A 15,009-nucleotide genomic window follows, 5' to 3' on the forward strand; every position below is an offset into this window, starting at 1 on the left:
GCTGCGGCTTCGCATCATTCACTGAGAAAACTGTCATAACCTCATGGCAGTTTTAGTGTAATTTGTTATCTTAGAAACCAAGACGGTAAAAAAATCAAAAGGATAGTTCATGTCCGTAACTCAATTAGCTTCTGCCAGTTGCTCTTCTCCCTTTTCTGTATTGTCCTGGCAGAAGGGGACAAGCAAAGGTTTAATGATCCGGGCTTACTTACCCGACGCAGCCAAGGTGGAAGTTTTTGATTTTGCCAGTCGCAAATCTTTAGGTGAGATGACAGCTGTATCAGCATTACATGGCTTATTCGAGCTGGAGTTACCCACAAAACGTAAAACCAGCTCTTATTATTTTCAGATAGAAACTCCTCATCATCATAGTTATATGCTGATTGACCCTTATCAGTTCCAGGATGAAGCCTACTATGCTGTGCATTTTGTCAGCAGTAAGCCGGAAAACCTGTATAAACAGCTGGGTGCCCAGTTAGTTGAACTTAATCTGGGTAAAAAGAAACTGAATGCGACCCGTTTTGCTGTGTTTGCGCCTAATGCGTCCAGTGTCAGCCTGATTGGTGACATGAATCAATGGGATGGTCGCCGTCATCCGATGCAGCGCACTGAATGTGGCCATTGGGTCCTGGTGATGCCGGAAGTGGGCGCTGGTGTACGCTATAAATTTGAAATCAAAGATGCTTTTGGTAATTTGTTGCCACACAAAGCGGATCCGCTGGCCTTTGCCGCTGAACAGTATCCGTCTCATGCTTCTTTGGTGTACGACCACAGTAAATATCTATGGCAGGATCAGCAATGGCAAGAGCGTCATTTTGACCCTTATCATCAGCCAATGAGTATTTATGAGTTGCATCCTGGTTCGTGGAAACACAATCAGCATGGCGAGCCTCTGAGCTACAACGAACTGGCGCTTGAACTTATTCCTTACGTGCTGGATATGGGTTATACCCATATTGAATTACTCCCTGTGATGGAGCATCCGTATTCAGGCTCCTGGGGTTATCAGCCTTTGGGCTTATTCGCTGCAACTTCACGTTTTGGCACACCCGATCAATTTAAAGCTTTTGTTGATGCCTGCCATCAGGCCGGAATAGGCGTGATTTTAGATTGGGTTCCGGCACATTTCCCTGAAGATGCTCATGGCCTGGCCCGTTTTGATGGCAGCCATTTATACGAATATGAAGATCCACGTCGTGGTTGGCATCCGGATTGGAATTCCTGCATTTACGACTACGGCAAAGACCCGGTGCGACAGTTTTTAGTCGCCAGTGCCTTGTTTTGGCTCGATTATTTCCATATTGACGCACTGAGGGTGGATGCAGTGGCTTCTATGCTGTATCTGGATTATTCCCGCCGCGAAGGCGAATGGGTGCCCAATGTAGATGGCGGCAATCACAATTATGAAGCTATTAGTTTATTGCGCTGGCTGAATAGCGAAGTGTACAGTCAGTACCCTAAAGCCATGATGATTGCTGAAGAGTCGACTTCTTTTAACGGCGTTACCCGGCCTGTGGATTTGGGCGGTTTGGGTTTTGGCTTTAAATGGAATATGGGCTGGATGAATGACAGCCTGCGTTATATCAGCAAAGATCCGGCTTATCGAAAGTTTCACCATAACGATTTGACGTTCTCTATGGTGTATGCCTTTAACGAAAACTTTATTTTGCCTTTATCCCATGACGAAGTGGTGCATGGTAAAGGCAGTCTTATCAATAAAATGCCCGGTGATGAATGGCAGCAAGCCGCTAATTTAAGGGCTTATTACGCTTTTATGTTTGCCCATCCGGGTAAAAAACTGAATTTTATGGGCAATGAGTTTGGTCAGGGCACTGAGTGGGATCACAACCAACAACTGCCCTGGTTCTTATTGTCTTTTGAAAAACACAAAGGCGTGCAGCAACTGTTCCGCGATTTAAACCTGACCTATAAAGCCTGTACGCCATTGCATCAGCTCGATCACGACCCACAAGGTTTTCGCTGGATTAATTATCAGGATGCTGAGCACAGCACTTTAAGTTTCTACCGAATGGACCAACAAGGTCAGGCTGTGTATGTGGTCAGTAACTTTACCCCAGTGCCCCGAAGCAGCTTCCTGCTGTCTGTTGCAGAGCAGGGCGAATACGAAGTGATCCTCAACACGGACAGCGAATATTATTGGGGCAGTAATTACCCTGTAGGTGACTATTTACAGGCGCACCCTGCGGCTGCCTTTGGCTTAAATTATGGGGTGCAACTGGATTTACCGCCTTTGTCGACCCTTTATCTGAGAAGAAAAATAACGTGAGTACTTTACCAGAGCAAAATTCTGAATGGATAAGCAGCACAGGTGCAGCTTATCCTCCAGGTCCAAGTCAGACCGCTGCACATAGCTGGAACTTTTCAGTTTACGCGCCTGATGCCTCTTCGCTCTGGTTATGTTTGTTTTGTCCTGACACTGAAGAACCTTTGGCAGAAATTGAGTTTTTTGCCCGTACCGGCGACGTCTGGCATCTGCATGTCGAAGGCATTCAAGCTGGTACTTTGTATGGCCTGCGTGCCACAGGGGTCTGTCAGGCAAGTTCAGGTCTGGTGTTCGACCGTAACCGACTATTAATAGACCCTTATGCCAAACAACTGAACCGGGCTTTGGTTTGGAATGAGCGTTTGTATCAGGTTCATAGTCACTATATGGTACCCAAAGGAGTGTTGGCATCGCCGCAGTTTGACTGGCAAAACAGTAAAAAACCTCTGATACCCCGCGAGAAAACCATTATTTATGAAGCTCATGTCAAAGGACTGACCAAGTTGCATCCGGATGTGCCCGAAGCGCTGCGTGGCAAATACCAGGGCATGTGTCATCCGGCAGTGATCAAGCATTTAAAAGAGTTAGGTATTACCACAGTACAGCTGTTGCCTGTCGCCAGCTTTATGAGTGAACCCCGCTTAGAAAAACTAAAACTGACGAATTATTGGGGTTATAACCCCATTAACTTTTTTGCACCTGATGCCCGCTATCAGGTGGACGATGCTGTCACTGAGTTCAAAGATCTGGTGTGCACTTATCATCAGCATGGGCTGGAAGTGATTCTGGATGTGGTGTTTAACCATACTGCAGAAGCTGAAGACTATAGATTAAGTTTCAGAGGCTTAGCGAACAGGCATTATTACCTGTTTGAAAATCATGCCGACATTACCGACTACCAGCAAAACTGCAATTACAGCGGCTGTGGCAATACGCTGAATGTGGCTCATCCTGTCACTCAGCGTCTGGTTCTGGATGCCTTGCGTTATTGGGCAACAGAAATGCAGGTGGATGGTTTCCGCTTTGATTTGGCAGTCACTTTAGCCCGCGAACATAAACGATTTGATGCCTACGCCACTTTTTTGCAGGTGATAGCTCAGGATCCGGTGTTAAGTCAGGTCAAACTAATAGCAGAACCCTGGGATTTAGGGCCTTTTGGCTATCAATTGGGGCAGTTTCCGGCACATTGGTCTGAATTGAACGACAAATGCCGTGATAGCTTTCGTTCCTTCTGGCGGCAAGATCCGGGTCAGTTGCCCCAATTTGCCACTCGCTTGCTGGGTTCACGTGACATTTTCCAAAAACATCATAAACCAGCCTGTTGCAGCGTAAATTACATCAGTTACCACGATGGTTTTACCTTGCAAGACATGGTGTGTTATCAGGATAAACACAACTGGCTGAATGCGGAGCAAAATCGTGATGGCCACGGCCATAACTTGAGTCTGAATTATGGCGTTGAAGGTCCAAGCAGTGATGCCGACATTTTGCAGAAACGATTTCAGCATAAACGTAATCTGGTCGCCAGCCTGATGCTCAGTCAGGGCATAGTGCATTGGTTGGGCGGGGACGAACTCAGCCATACTCAGCAAGGCAATAATAATGCGTATTGTCAGGACAATGAGATGAGCTGGCTGCACTGGCAACTGGATTATCAGGCCACGCAGTTTCTGATTTTTGTCAAAAAGATGATTCAGCTGCGCCAAAAGTTCAGTTGTTTACAGCAATTGTCTTTGCTGGACGATCAGTATCAGTTGCACGGCGATAAACACCAGGTCAGCTGGTATCTGGCGGATGGCAGCGTAAAACAAGATGAAGACTGGACAGATCCTTATAAAACCAACTGTGTTTTTGTCATTGAACATTTAAAAGATCATCGGGCCATGTTGGTGATTATGAACGCAGGCAATACACCACTTCAGGTTGAGTTGCCGAAAAAAAGCTGGCAGTTGCTATTGGATACTCAATTTGAAACGGGCGAGATGCTGGAAAAAGCAGCAACCAGAACCCGTTATGTGCAAAGCGAGCGATCTTTATCCATCTGGACCTGAGTTTTTTCAGTTGAGCTTTTTCTTTATCCACAGTTTTCCAGTATAATCGCGGCCACTTTTGCAGTGCCGGATTTTAAAAGGAAAATCAAATGTCTGAGACATCCGTATTATGTGATATAGGTTTTGTCGGCGCAGGTGTAATGGGGAAGAACCTCATTTTGAATCTGGCTGATCACGGTTATCGGGTTGCCGCTTTTGATTTAGACCATAAAAAACTGGAAGCTGTTATAGCGCAGGACAAAGCCGAGCGGGGCGACAAACCAGCCCGCGTGATCAGCTGCAGCTCTTATACAGAACTTCTGTCGCGTTTATCTTCCCCTCACTTAGTTATTTTATCTGTGCCTGCTGGCAAACCTGTAGATGATGTCTGTTTAAAACTGATTGACGCAGGTATTCAGGCGGACGATATCATTGTTGATACAGGCAACAGTCTGTGGACTGATACAGTGCGTCGTGAAAAACATTACGAGGGGAAATTTATTTTCTTCAGCACTGCTGTTTCTGGTGGTGAAGTGGGCGCCCGTTTTGGCCCGTCCCTGATGCCAAGTGGTGATCCATATGCCTGGACTCGTATTGAGCCTATCTGGCGTGCTATTGCCGCTAAAGTAGATCCTGCCACAGGTCGTCCGCTTGAGCGCCATGAACCAGGCAACCCTGTTACTGAAGGCGAACCTTGTGCCACCTACATTGGGCCGGGCGGCTCAGGTCATTACGTCAAAATGGTACACAACGGCATCGAATACGCCGATATGCAGCTGATTTGTGAAGTGTATCAGGTGATGCGTGATGCGCTTGGCATGAGTGCAGAACAAGTCTCTAAAGTGTTTAAAGAGTGGAATCAGGGCATTTTAAACAGCTATCTGATGGAAATCAGCGCTGAAGTGCTGGCAACTAAAGATTCAGAAACAGGTTTACCTTTAGTGGACGTGATTCTGGATAAAGCCGGCCAGAAAGGTACAGGTCTCTGGACTGCGGTCAGTAGTCTGGAGTTAGGTTGCCCTGCACCTACTATAGCTGAAGCTGTATTTGCCCGTTCCATGTCAACCTTAAAAGATCAGCGTGTGCTGGCTTCTACTTTGCTGGCAGGTCCGGTGCGCGAGCATTGCACCAGCCAAAGCGCTGAGCTGATGATTAAGCAGCTGCATGATGCGCTCTACTGCGCCAAAATCTGTGTTTATGCTCAGGGTTTTGATTTAATGAAAACCGCGGCGGCAGAACATGGCTGGCAGCTGAATTTTGCCGAAATTGCTAAGATCTGGCGTGCCGGCTGTATTATCCGCGCTGTGTTTTTACAGTCTATTACCGACGCTTATGAACGTAATGATGATTTACAGAATTTATTGCTGGACCCATTTTTTGCAAAACAAATCTCTGTGAATCAGATGAACTGGCGCCGTGCTGTCGCCGAAGCTGCCATGACTGGCATTCCTGTGTCTGCGTTAAGTTCTGCGTTAAGTTATTACGACTCGTACCGCACTGCAGTGTTGCCTGCTAATCTGCTGCAAGGACAACGGGATTACTTTGGCGCTCATACTTTTGAGCGCACAGATAAAGCCAAAGGTAAAACTTTTCATGTGGACTGGAGTCATAACGACAGGCCGATGCAAAAAATAAAGTAAATAAAAAGCTCCGGAAGGAGCTTTTTACGTATAGGAGTACAGCTGTTAGTTGAAAACTGTGGCATAGCAGCCAAAATGCGGCGACCTGTACTTTGAACCGGAGTAGTAGATGAATAAAACTGAGCAAGAGTGGCGCGAACAGTTAACTGATGAGCAGTACAGAGTGACACGACAAAAGGGCACTGAATACCCTTTTAGCGGTACTTTATTGCATAACAAAGACACAGGCAATTACCACTGTGTCTGTTGTCAGCAGCCATTGTTTGATTCGGCAGATAAATTTGATTCAGGCTGCGGCTGGCCTTCATTCAGTAAAGCCATCGAAGGGCAGGTAAAATACGAAAGGGACCTATCTCATGGTATGAGCCGGATTGAGATTTTATGCCAGCATTGCGATGCACATTTAGGCCATGTGTTTGATGATGGCCCGGCACCCACCGGGCAACGTTATTGCGTGAATTCTGTGTCTTTATTATTTAATCCGGACCTTAAAATTTCGGCGGAGTAAAATGCCCAAGTTGCAGCTGAGCTAAGGTATGTTCAGCTGTTTCTTTTATTTTTTCGTGATCAAGCTGAGCTTGTTCCAGATAAATTTTCAATTCCTGCAATTCCACATTAAAAGCACCACTTTTTTGTGCCAATAGAGCCCAGTGGTAAGAGCTTGCATAGTCTTTCTTTTTGTAAAACATACTGGTTAAAGAGGCATAAATCTCAGGATCTACCTTTGGATTGGGTGGATAAAGCGATAAAGCGTGATGCAACAACTGGATGCTTTTTTCTCTGTCTCTTTTACTGTAATAGCTGACTAATGCCATTTGCAGCTGTGGGGTTTCCAACTGGTTATTTTGTTCCGCCAGTAAAAAGCGTTGCAGATGACTGTCACTTTTATTGCGTGACCAGTGGTAATACAACAGATGTGGGTCGTCTGAACTGACTGTCTCATTGCTTAAGCGTTTGATTTCTCTCAAGCTTGTCAGGTAACCAACCATGCGGGTGCTGGTTTTTTCTTTGAGTTTGATATGTTCAATACCAGCGGCCAGTTCAATACATTTTGAATACTTTTCAAAATCCAGCAGCAACTGATATTTGTTTTTGTCCGACGGCAGGCGCTTTTCTTCAAAGCGTTGCATAATCAAATCACGGCGCTGCATATTACAATGAGAATCGTCATTTAAATCTGTGCACAGGCCTGGCTCTTTTTCGCAGACAGCACGCAAGGTCAGCTCGCCTTCGGAGCAGGCACTCAGTAACAGGGCAATTAATAGTAACAACAGGTATTTCATAAACATCTCATCAGTTCTATCAGCCTTCAGCATAACGAAGAATTCAGAAAAAATCTTTTTGTAATTGTTGTCGTAGTATTACATGTTCAATTACAATGCGCCTGCCTCAATGTGGCGATGACCACAGGCACACCTCTGAACCTACAAGACGTAAAAGGCGAAACCATGACTCTATCACACGAAGAACAGTATCAACGCAGCTGGCAGGAACGTCAGGAATACGCTGAGAACATGCAACCTATTATAGGTCGTTTGTACCGTAATAAAGGCATTGAAGTTGTGGTTTACGGCCGTCCTCTGGTCAATGCAACGACCATTGATATCATCAAGGCTCATAAAACAGTAGAACGCTTTGAACATCAGAAGCTACGTTTAAGAGAAAGTTTTCCGCTTTTAGAAGCTATTTCCAATATGGAACTGGCTCCAGGCCGCGTCGATATTGGTAAGCTGGCCTTTGCTTATTTATACAAAAATGCCGGTGAAGGTCAGACTTTACAGCAGTATTTAGATAGTCAGCTGTCTGAAATATTACACCGTGGCGATCAAATCAAGCCTGTAGACGTTGTATTGTACGGTTTTGGCCGTATTGGTCGTTTATTAGCCCGCCTGATGCTGGAACGTTCAGGTCCAAGCAGCAAGTTACGTTTACGTGCCATTGTTGTGCGTGGCGGCCGTAAAGGTGATTTAGAAAAACGCGCCAGCCTGCTGCGTCGTGATTCTATCCATGGCCCATTTAACGGCAGCATTACGGTGGATGAAGAAAACGTCGGCATTAAAGCCAACGGTACTTTTATTAAAGTAATTTATGCCGATTCTCCTGAACTGGTCGATTACACCCAGTACGGTATTCATGACGCTTTAGTTGTGGACAACACCGGCATTTGGAAAGACGATAAAGAATTATCTATTCACTTTAAATCCAAAGGTGCAGCTAAAGTCCTGTTAACCGCGCCTGCAAAAGGCGATGTTCACAACGTGGTCTATGGCGTGAACCACAACATGATCCAGCCTGAAGACCTTATCGTGTCTGCGGCAAGCTGTACGACCAATGCTATTACGCCTGTATTAAAAGCCTTAAACGATGAGTTTGGCATCAAAAATGGTCATGTTGAAACAGTGCATTCGTACACCAACGATCAGAACTTAATAGACAACTATCACAAAGCTGAACGTCGTGGTCGTGCTGCACCACTGAATATGGTGATTACGTCTACAGGCGCTGCCAGCGCCGTGGCCAAAGCTCTGCCTGAACTTAAAGGTAAGCTGACAGGAAATGCGATTCGGGTGCCTACACCTAATGTGTCTATGGCTATTTTGTCATTAAACCTGAACAAAGAAACTAACCGCGACGAGCTGAACAACTACCTGCAAAAAATAGCCTTGTTCTCAGAATTGCAGGACCAGATCGATTTCACCAGTTCGACTGAAATTGTTTCCAGTGATTTGGTGGGTTCACGTTACGCTGGTGTGGTCGATTCACAAGCCACTATAGTGCAGGATGATCGCTGTGTACTTTACGTATGGTATGACAATGAGTTTGGCTACAGCACTCAGGTGATTCGTGTTATGAACGAAATGGCCGGAATAAAATACCCAACCTTGCCTGTCAACAAGTAGAAGTTGATCTTAAAACCGGCCGCCTCAGTGCGGCCTTTTTTGTTATTTAAGGCTGCCAAATCTTTAGCTTCGGCTGAACAGGCAGAAATTTAATGCTATGATGCCGGTCCGTTAAGACTGCCTTGAGGCAGCATCTGTCACCCAACCAAGTGGATATTTTATGAAAATTACCTGTAATTTTGACAGCGGTAATATTGACGTGATCAAAGCCGAACATCCTGCCGATATTCAGCTTGCGATCCGCAAAGACCACAACTCAGACTTCTACCAATGGTTCCATTTTCGTTTACATTCTCAAAGCACTGAACCCCACACTATTCGCATCGTTAATGTCAAAGACTCTGCCTATCCGGATGGCTGGAAAGGTTATCAGGCTGTGGCATCTTACGATAGAGAAAACTGGTTCAGAGTGGAAACCCAACTGGTTAATGAACAACTGGTGATCACTCATTATCCTGAAGCTGAATCCGTGTACTTTGCTTATTTTGCGCCTTACAGCTACGAACGTCATATGGACTTACTGCATCAGGCTCAAAGCTCTGGTATGGCCCAAATTGTAGAACTGGGTGAAACCTTAGATGGCCGTGATATGAGTATGCTGGTGGTGGGCGAACCTGCGGATGGCAAGAAAAAAATATGGATCATAGCCCGCCAGCATCCGGGCGAGTCGATGGCCGAATGGTTTGTTGAAGGTTTATTAGACAGACTGCTGGATGAAGATGACGGCGTTGCCCGCACTTTGCTTGAAAAAGCTGTGTTTTACATAGTGCCAAATATGAACCCGGATGGCAGCGTTCGTGGTCATTTGCGTACCAACGCCGCTGGTGTGAACTTAAACCGTGAATGGCAAACACCAAGCATGGAAAAAAGCCCGGAAGTCTATTTAGTGCGAAAGCAAATGCTGGAGACTGGTGTGGATATGCTGCTGGATGTGCATGGTGATGAAAACCTGCCGTATAACTTTGTTGCAGGCTCTGAAGGTGTGCCTTCGTACAATGCCAAAATGCAGCAGTTAGAGACCAGCTTTAAAGATGCACTGTTGTTAGTCACTCCAGAGTTTCAGACTGAATTTGGTTATGAGCTGGATGCACCGGGTCAGGCTAATTTAACCATAGCCTCCACCTGGGTGGCAGAGCAGTTTAAGTGCTTGTCTTACACCCTTGAAATGCCATTTAAGGACAATGCTAATTTGCCAGATCTGGCTTATGGCTGGTCTGATGTGCGTTCAATGAAACTGGGGCAGGATAGCCTGGTGGCTATACGAGCTGTGGTTGACCAACTGCGGTAAACTAACCCTGTCTATTGAAGATGCAGGTCAGCCTAAGCTGGCTTGCAAACTTGTTCTTTTGCTTTATAGTGCGCCATAACTTTCAGAGGGTTTTACTATGGCAATTATTTCCTGCCCACGTTGTGGTAAAAAGATTTCGGATAAAAGTCAGACCTGCCAGCATTGTCAGTTGGATTTAAGCGGTATGACTGCGGAAAGAAAACATCACTTGGCCATTGAAGCACAGGATAAAAAAGTTCAGAGTGCACTCAATCAGTCGATGCTGGCTTTGATCCTGTTTTTAGCTGGTTTCTGTTTTCTGTATTTTTGGGCTTTAGAGCCGGATGGTTATGAAACCATGGTGTCCCAAGGCATGATTGCTGGCGGTTTTCTTTGGTATATTTACGCCAGAGCCCGCCTGATTTATCTGAAGCGAAAAAAGTAATATGGATTTCAAAGCTCTTGTGCTGGCGATGTCGCCTGATACCTATCAATCCTTGTTAGACACAGTAGCCACGGGCCGTTGGGCCGATGGTGTGGCTCTTTCCGATATGCAAAAAGAGCATACTCAGCAACTGGTGATGGCCTATCAGGCCTATGTACTCAAATCCACTGAGCCTTATACCATAGGGGCAGATGGTCAGATGGTGGTTAAATCCAAAGCTGAAATGAAAAAACAATTCCCTCAGGACTCTTCGATAGCAAGGTTTGCGCATGATGATCTTTAAACGTTGGTTTGCACCTAAATGGCAACACAAAGACGCTGCAGTGCGGCAACAAGCGATTGCCGGCTTAAATGTGGACGCTCAAAACAAAGAAATTTTGCACGAGCTGGCTTTTAATGATGGCCATGAAGCTGTGCGCCGTGCAGCTTTGGAAAAACTCAACGAGTTTTCCTTATGGTGGCAAGCCAGTAAGCAGGATAATGCTGAACGTTTAAAGCAGTATGCTGAAAGTCAGCTGGTTCAAATGGTGTTGGACAATCGCATCTCTGCGCCATTAAAACGTCAGTTTATTGAAGAATGTCACAGAAGCAGCATTTTAGAAAAATTAGCTCTGACAGAAGTCGATGCTGATATTCGTTTTTCGCTGCTGATGCGGTTGAAAAAAACCGAACTGGTGTTAACCAACTTGCAGCAAGACTTGTTAAATCTGGAGCAAAAGCGTCAGCTATTGGCCTTGATCACCGATCAAAAGCAACTGGAAAAGCTCAGTAAACAATTGGCTGAGCCCTTGGCCAGTGAATTAAAACTGCAACTGCAAGAGCTACAGCAAGCCAAAGACAAACCGGTTCAGGTGCGTAAAGTGATCAACCTGCTGCTGGCAAAATTAAATGCTGTGCGCGAACGTGGTGATTTAACCCAGATGCAGCAAAAATGGCAGCAATACCAACAGGAATGGGACTCTGCTCAGTCTGATCTTGCCTTGTTGGATGAAGCGGCTGAACTGACGCAAAAATTTAATAAAATAAAATCACTCACTGAAGCTGCCTGGGCACCTTTGCTGAAAGAGCAGCAACAGCAGCTGGCTCAACAACAAAAACTGGCGGCCTTAAAACAGCAGCAGCAACAGCTTGAAACACAACTGCAAGCCTTGCAACAAGAGTTAGCACAACTGATGTCAGAAGGCCGCCTGGATGAAACCGATCCTTTAGCTGCAAAGGCGACAAGCTTGTTACAGCAAGTCTCACAAAGCGATTTGGCCACTACAGTAAAAACCAGTTTGCAAAAAGCCATTAGGGCTTTTGAACGCCAGTTGCAACAACTACCGGCTCAGGCTGAACAGCTGTTTAAACTCACTCGTCTGTTAGCAGATTGGTCTTCAGCAGCACTTCCAACAGATGCGACCCAGTTTCAGCAAACCGAAGCTAAATATCAGCAATGGCAGCAGGAATGGAATAAAGGTCGTAAGACCTTAGGTGCTATGTTGCCTGACAGCCTGGCGGAAGCGCAACAACAACTGAACGCACAGTGGCAGGACCTGATGACAGGCTTTGCCGGTCAGGCAGATAAAAATCTGAAATCTGTCCGTTCCAAACTTGCTGAGTTCCGTCGTTTATATGAAGCAGGGCGTTACAAAGTATTGTTTGGATTGTTTAAAGGCATTCAGCAAAGTTTCGCTGAATTAACACCAGCTCAGCAGCAACAACTGGCTAAAGATTACCAGGCCGCAGAGCAACAACTCCAACAACTCAATGAATTACAAAACTATATAGCCACGCCTCGCAAACAAGAGCTGGTCGCACAAATGCAGGCTTTGGCTGAAGCCACCGATGTTGAAGCACCACAAAGAGCAGAGCAGGTAAAGTTAGCCCGTGCCACCTGGCAGACTTTAGGCCGTGCTGATGAAGCAGTAGAGCAGGAGCTGAATCAGGCCTTTAACCTGGCCTGTGAGCAGGCTTTTGCGCCATGCCGGGATTATTTCGCCGCACAGGATGAGCAACGTAAACAAAATGCTGTGATTAAACAGCAGATTCTGGCCGATTTAACCGCCTTGTTGGATCAACCTCTGGATAAAGGCTTTGACAGTCAGCTGACTGCATTGCAAAAAAGCTGGCGTGAAAGTGGCCCAACAGAATCTGCACTTTACAAAGAATTGGCTGCTCAGTTTAAGACGCTGGTGGATCAGCTCAAGGCCAGGGTTCGTGGCCTACATGAACAAAACCTTGCGGAAAAACAACAGTTGGTTGAAAAAGCGCAGCAGTTGCTGACATTATCAGTGGATGAAGCGGTAGCAGGGGCCAAAAAGTTACAACAAGACTGGAAACAGATTGGTTTTGCCGGCAAAACGGACCAGCAGTTGTGGTCACAATTCCGGCTGATTTGCGACCAGATTTTTGCCAATAAAACTGCGGCGAAACTGCAGCAAGATCAGCAATGGTCAGAGCAGCAACAACAGACCGAAGCCCAATTCACTGAAGTAGCACAACAAGCTGCACAGGCAAGCACAGCAGCAGAACTGCATGCCGCTCAAGGCGCGTTGAAAGCTTTGGATCTGCCGGCTAAATCAGCTTTGTTGCAGCAAAAACAGCAGTTATTAACAGAGCTGCAGCACAAACTGGAAACATTAGAGCAATCCGCTTTTAATGCCAGTTACCAGCAGTTGTTTGATGCTTTGGCTCAGTCTGATGTCACGGTTGAATCTATACCAGCGCGTTTTCGTGAAGATTTCGCTAAAGGTAATGAATCCCAACTGACTCGTGCTCAACTGACGACCGCGATAGAACTTATCAGTGGCAAAGACTGTGTCGCTGCTGATAAAGCCCAGGTGCAGTTGCAGTTATTATCAGACAAACACAATTCGGGTCATAGTCTGACAGTGGATGCCTTATTAAAACGCTGGTTAAGTTTTGGTGCAGTCAAAAAAGAAGAGCAGGGCTTAGTTGAACGTTTGCGAGTGGTGTTCGCATAACTCTTGTTTAACTTAACAAAAATTCAGATGAAAAAAAGCCAGCGCAAGCTGGCTTTTTTGTCTTTGTGAAAAGACGGGTCTTTAAAGTGTTAACTCACCACGCAAACTTTGTTGCATAAATAGCCGCACTTGTTCAGTGCTTAAAGGCTGGCTGAGTAAATAATGCAGTTTGGTTAAGGTGGCTTCCAGTGTCATATCGTAACCACTGATCACACCACACTCTCGCAGAGCGTTGCCTGTGGCATAACCGCCCATATTCACTTTGCCTTTAAAACACTGAGTACAGTTGACAATAATGGTGCCGCGTTTTGAGGCTTCTGTTAAGGCGTCCAGCAATTCTGGTTGTTGTGGAGCATTGCCAACACCATAAGATTTGATGATCAAGGCTTTGATAGGCGCCGCAGCCATATTTCTGATCACATCCGCACTGATGCCCGGATACAAAGTCACGACGCTGATCGGCTGAGGGGTAATTTGCGCAATCTTTAACGCTTTAGTCACAGCAGTAGATGCCAGATGACCAGCCACTAAATTGATATGAATACCAGCTTCAATCAGCGGTGAAAAGTTCGGAGATGCAAAGGCATCAAAACCATCTGCATCAGCCTTTGTGGCTCTGTTGCCACGAAAGAGTTTATTGTTAAAAAACAGCGCAACTTCGGCTATAGGGTAATAAGCCGCCAGATAGAGCGCATTCAATAAATTCACCTGACCGTCAGAGCGCAATTGTGCCAGAGGAATTTGCGAGCCTGTGACTATGACGGGCTTGGCCAAATCTTCCAGCATAAAAGACAAAGCTGAGGCGGTGTAGGCCATAGTATCAGTGCCATGCAACACCACAAAACCATCGTAGTCGGCATAATGGCTTTGAATATCAGTGGCAATTTCCAGCCAATGTGCTGGTGTCATATCGGAAGAGTCAATCACCGGATGGTATTCGTGGATATCAAATTCCGGCATTTCTGAACGGTAAAATTCCGGCATACTTTTCACCGTATCGGATAAAAAGCCGGGCACAGGCACAAAACCATTGCTGGATTGCTGCATACCTATAGTACCGCCTGTGTAGGCGACATAAATTCGTTTTTTATTCATGACAGAGAAGGTCCTGATCTGTTGTGTTGCTATTGTAATCAACAGCGGCAGGGCTGTCAGGTTTTGTTCGGTTTAATCTGTATCTGCGCAGTTATTTCGCTTTGAATACCGCTGAAAGGTGAAGAAAATTGTGAAAAATTGACCACTTTGCACAAATGCTGAGCAAACGGATTAAAAGCGATAGAAAAGCACTTTACAAAAAAAGGCGAGCCCCCTAATATGACGTCCAACGCGGAGGGGTGGCAGAGCGGTTTAATGCACCGGTCTTGAAAACCGGCGAAGGTTAATAGCCTTCCGAGAGTTCGAATCTCTCCCCCTCCGCCATTAAAACCACCATCAAGGTGGTTTTTTTATGTCTGCAATTTTCCTATCTTATTGGTTT

The 15,009-nt window shown here is 45.8% G+C and carries 11 protein-coding genes and 1 tRNA gene; 10 read left to right on the plus strand and 2 right to left on the minus strand.

Annotation, left to right across the window (positions count from 1 at the left end; all coding sequences use genetic code 11):
• Window positions 1–109: 109 nt before the first annotated feature.
• The 4 genes from glgB to msrB all read left to right on the plus strand — a co-directional run bounded on the left by glgB (window position 110) and on the right by msrB (window position 6,462).
• On the plus strand, window positions 110–2,287 hold the full coding sequence (gene glgB, locus RHEIN_RS09330) for a 1,4-alpha-glucan branching protein GlgB (protein WP_008898731.1): 2,178 nt from the start codon (window positions 110–112) through the stop codon (window positions 2,285–2,287).
• A complete protein-coding gene (gene glgX, locus RHEIN_RS09335; RefSeq protein WP_008898732.1) occupies window positions 2,284–4,335 on the plus strand; it encodes a glycogen debranching protein GlgX in 2,052 nt (683 codons plus the stop codon). The genes glgB and glgX overlap by 4 nt, the downstream gene beginning before the upstream one ends.
• 89 nt (window positions 4,336–4,424) lie before the next feature.
• Window positions 4,425–5,954, plus strand: a complete 1,530-nt coding sequence (gndA, locus tag RHEIN_RS09340; protein ID WP_008898733.1) for an NADP-dependent phosphogluconate dehydrogenase — start codon at window positions 4,425–4,427, stop codon at window positions 5,952–5,954.
• A 109-nt stretch (window positions 5,955–6,063) separates the two neighbouring features.
• Complete coding sequence (gene msrB, locus RHEIN_RS09345) at window positions 6,064–6,462, plus strand: peptide-methionine (R)-S-oxide reductase MsrB (RefSeq protein WP_008898734.1); 399 nt, start codon at window positions 6,064–6,066, stop codon at window positions 6,460–6,462.
• Here msrB and RHEIN_RS09350 read toward each other — a convergent pair.
• The gene (locus tag RHEIN_RS09350) at window positions 6,443–7,237 is read right to left on the minus strand and encodes a DUF2989 domain-containing protein (protein WP_008898735.1); all 795 of its coding nucleotides are present in this window, start codon (window positions 7,235–7,237) and stop codon (window positions 6,443–6,445) included. The genes msrB and RHEIN_RS09350 overlap by 20 nt on opposite strands.
• Before the next feature lie 165 nt (window positions 7,238–7,402).
• On the opposite strand from RHEIN_RS09350, the gene RHEIN_RS09355 reads away from it, so the two are divergent.
• The 5 genes from RHEIN_RS09355 (at window position 7,403) to RHEIN_RS09375 (ending at window position 13,532) form a co-directional block, all read left to right on the plus strand.
• A complete protein-coding gene (locus RHEIN_RS09355) occupies window positions 7,403–8,854 on the plus strand; it encodes a glyceraldehyde-3-phosphate dehydrogenase (RefSeq protein ID WP_040554872.1) in 1,452 nt (483 codons plus the stop codon).
• Between the two features lie 160 nt (window positions 8,855–9,014).
• Window positions 9,015–10,142 (plus strand): M14 family metallopeptidase, encoded by a 1,128-nt coding sequence (locus tag RHEIN_RS09360; protein WP_008898737.1) that lies wholly within the window; start codon window positions 9,015–9,017, stop codon window positions 10,140–10,142.
• A 97-nt stretch (window positions 10,143–10,239) separates the two neighbouring features.
• On the plus strand, window positions 10,240–10,566 hold the full coding sequence (locus RHEIN_RS09365) for a zinc ribbon domain-containing protein (protein ID WP_008898738.1): 327 nt from the start codon (window positions 10,240–10,242) through the stop codon (window positions 10,564–10,566).
• Between the two features lies 1 nt (window position 10,567).
• Window positions 10,568–10,849, plus strand: a complete 282-nt coding sequence (locus RHEIN_RS09370) for a YeaC family protein (RefSeq protein ID WP_008898739.1) — start codon at window positions 10,568–10,570, stop codon at window positions 10,847–10,849.
• Window positions 10,836–13,532 (plus strand): DUF349 domain-containing protein, encoded by a 2,697-nt coding sequence (locus RHEIN_RS09375; protein WP_008898740.1) that lies wholly within the window; start codon window positions 10,836–10,838, stop codon window positions 13,530–13,532. Before RHEIN_RS09370 ends, RHEIN_RS09375 begins: the two co-directional genes overlap by 14 nt.
• A gap of 81 nt (window positions 13,533–13,613) precedes the next feature.
• Here the strand turns inward: RHEIN_RS09375 and ansA are convergent, their stop codons facing one another.
• The gene (gene ansA, locus RHEIN_RS09380) at window positions 13,614–14,627 is read right to left on the minus strand and encodes an asparaginase (RefSeq protein WP_008898741.1); all 1,014 of its coding nucleotides are present in this window, start codon (window positions 14,625–14,627) and stop codon (window positions 13,614–13,616) included.
• A 233-nt stretch (window positions 14,628–14,860) separates the two neighbouring features.
• Between ansA and RHEIN_RS09385 the strand changes: the two genes are divergently transcribed.
• Window positions 14,861–14,951: transfer RNA gene (locus RHEIN_RS09385), tRNA-Ser, on the plus strand.
• Window positions 14,952–15,009: the final 58 nt, after the last annotated feature.

This window comes from Rheinheimera sp. A13L, assembly GCF_000217935.1.
Classification (GTDB): Bacteria; Pseudomonadota; Gammaproteobacteria; order Enterobacterales; family Alteromonadaceae; genus Pararheinheimera.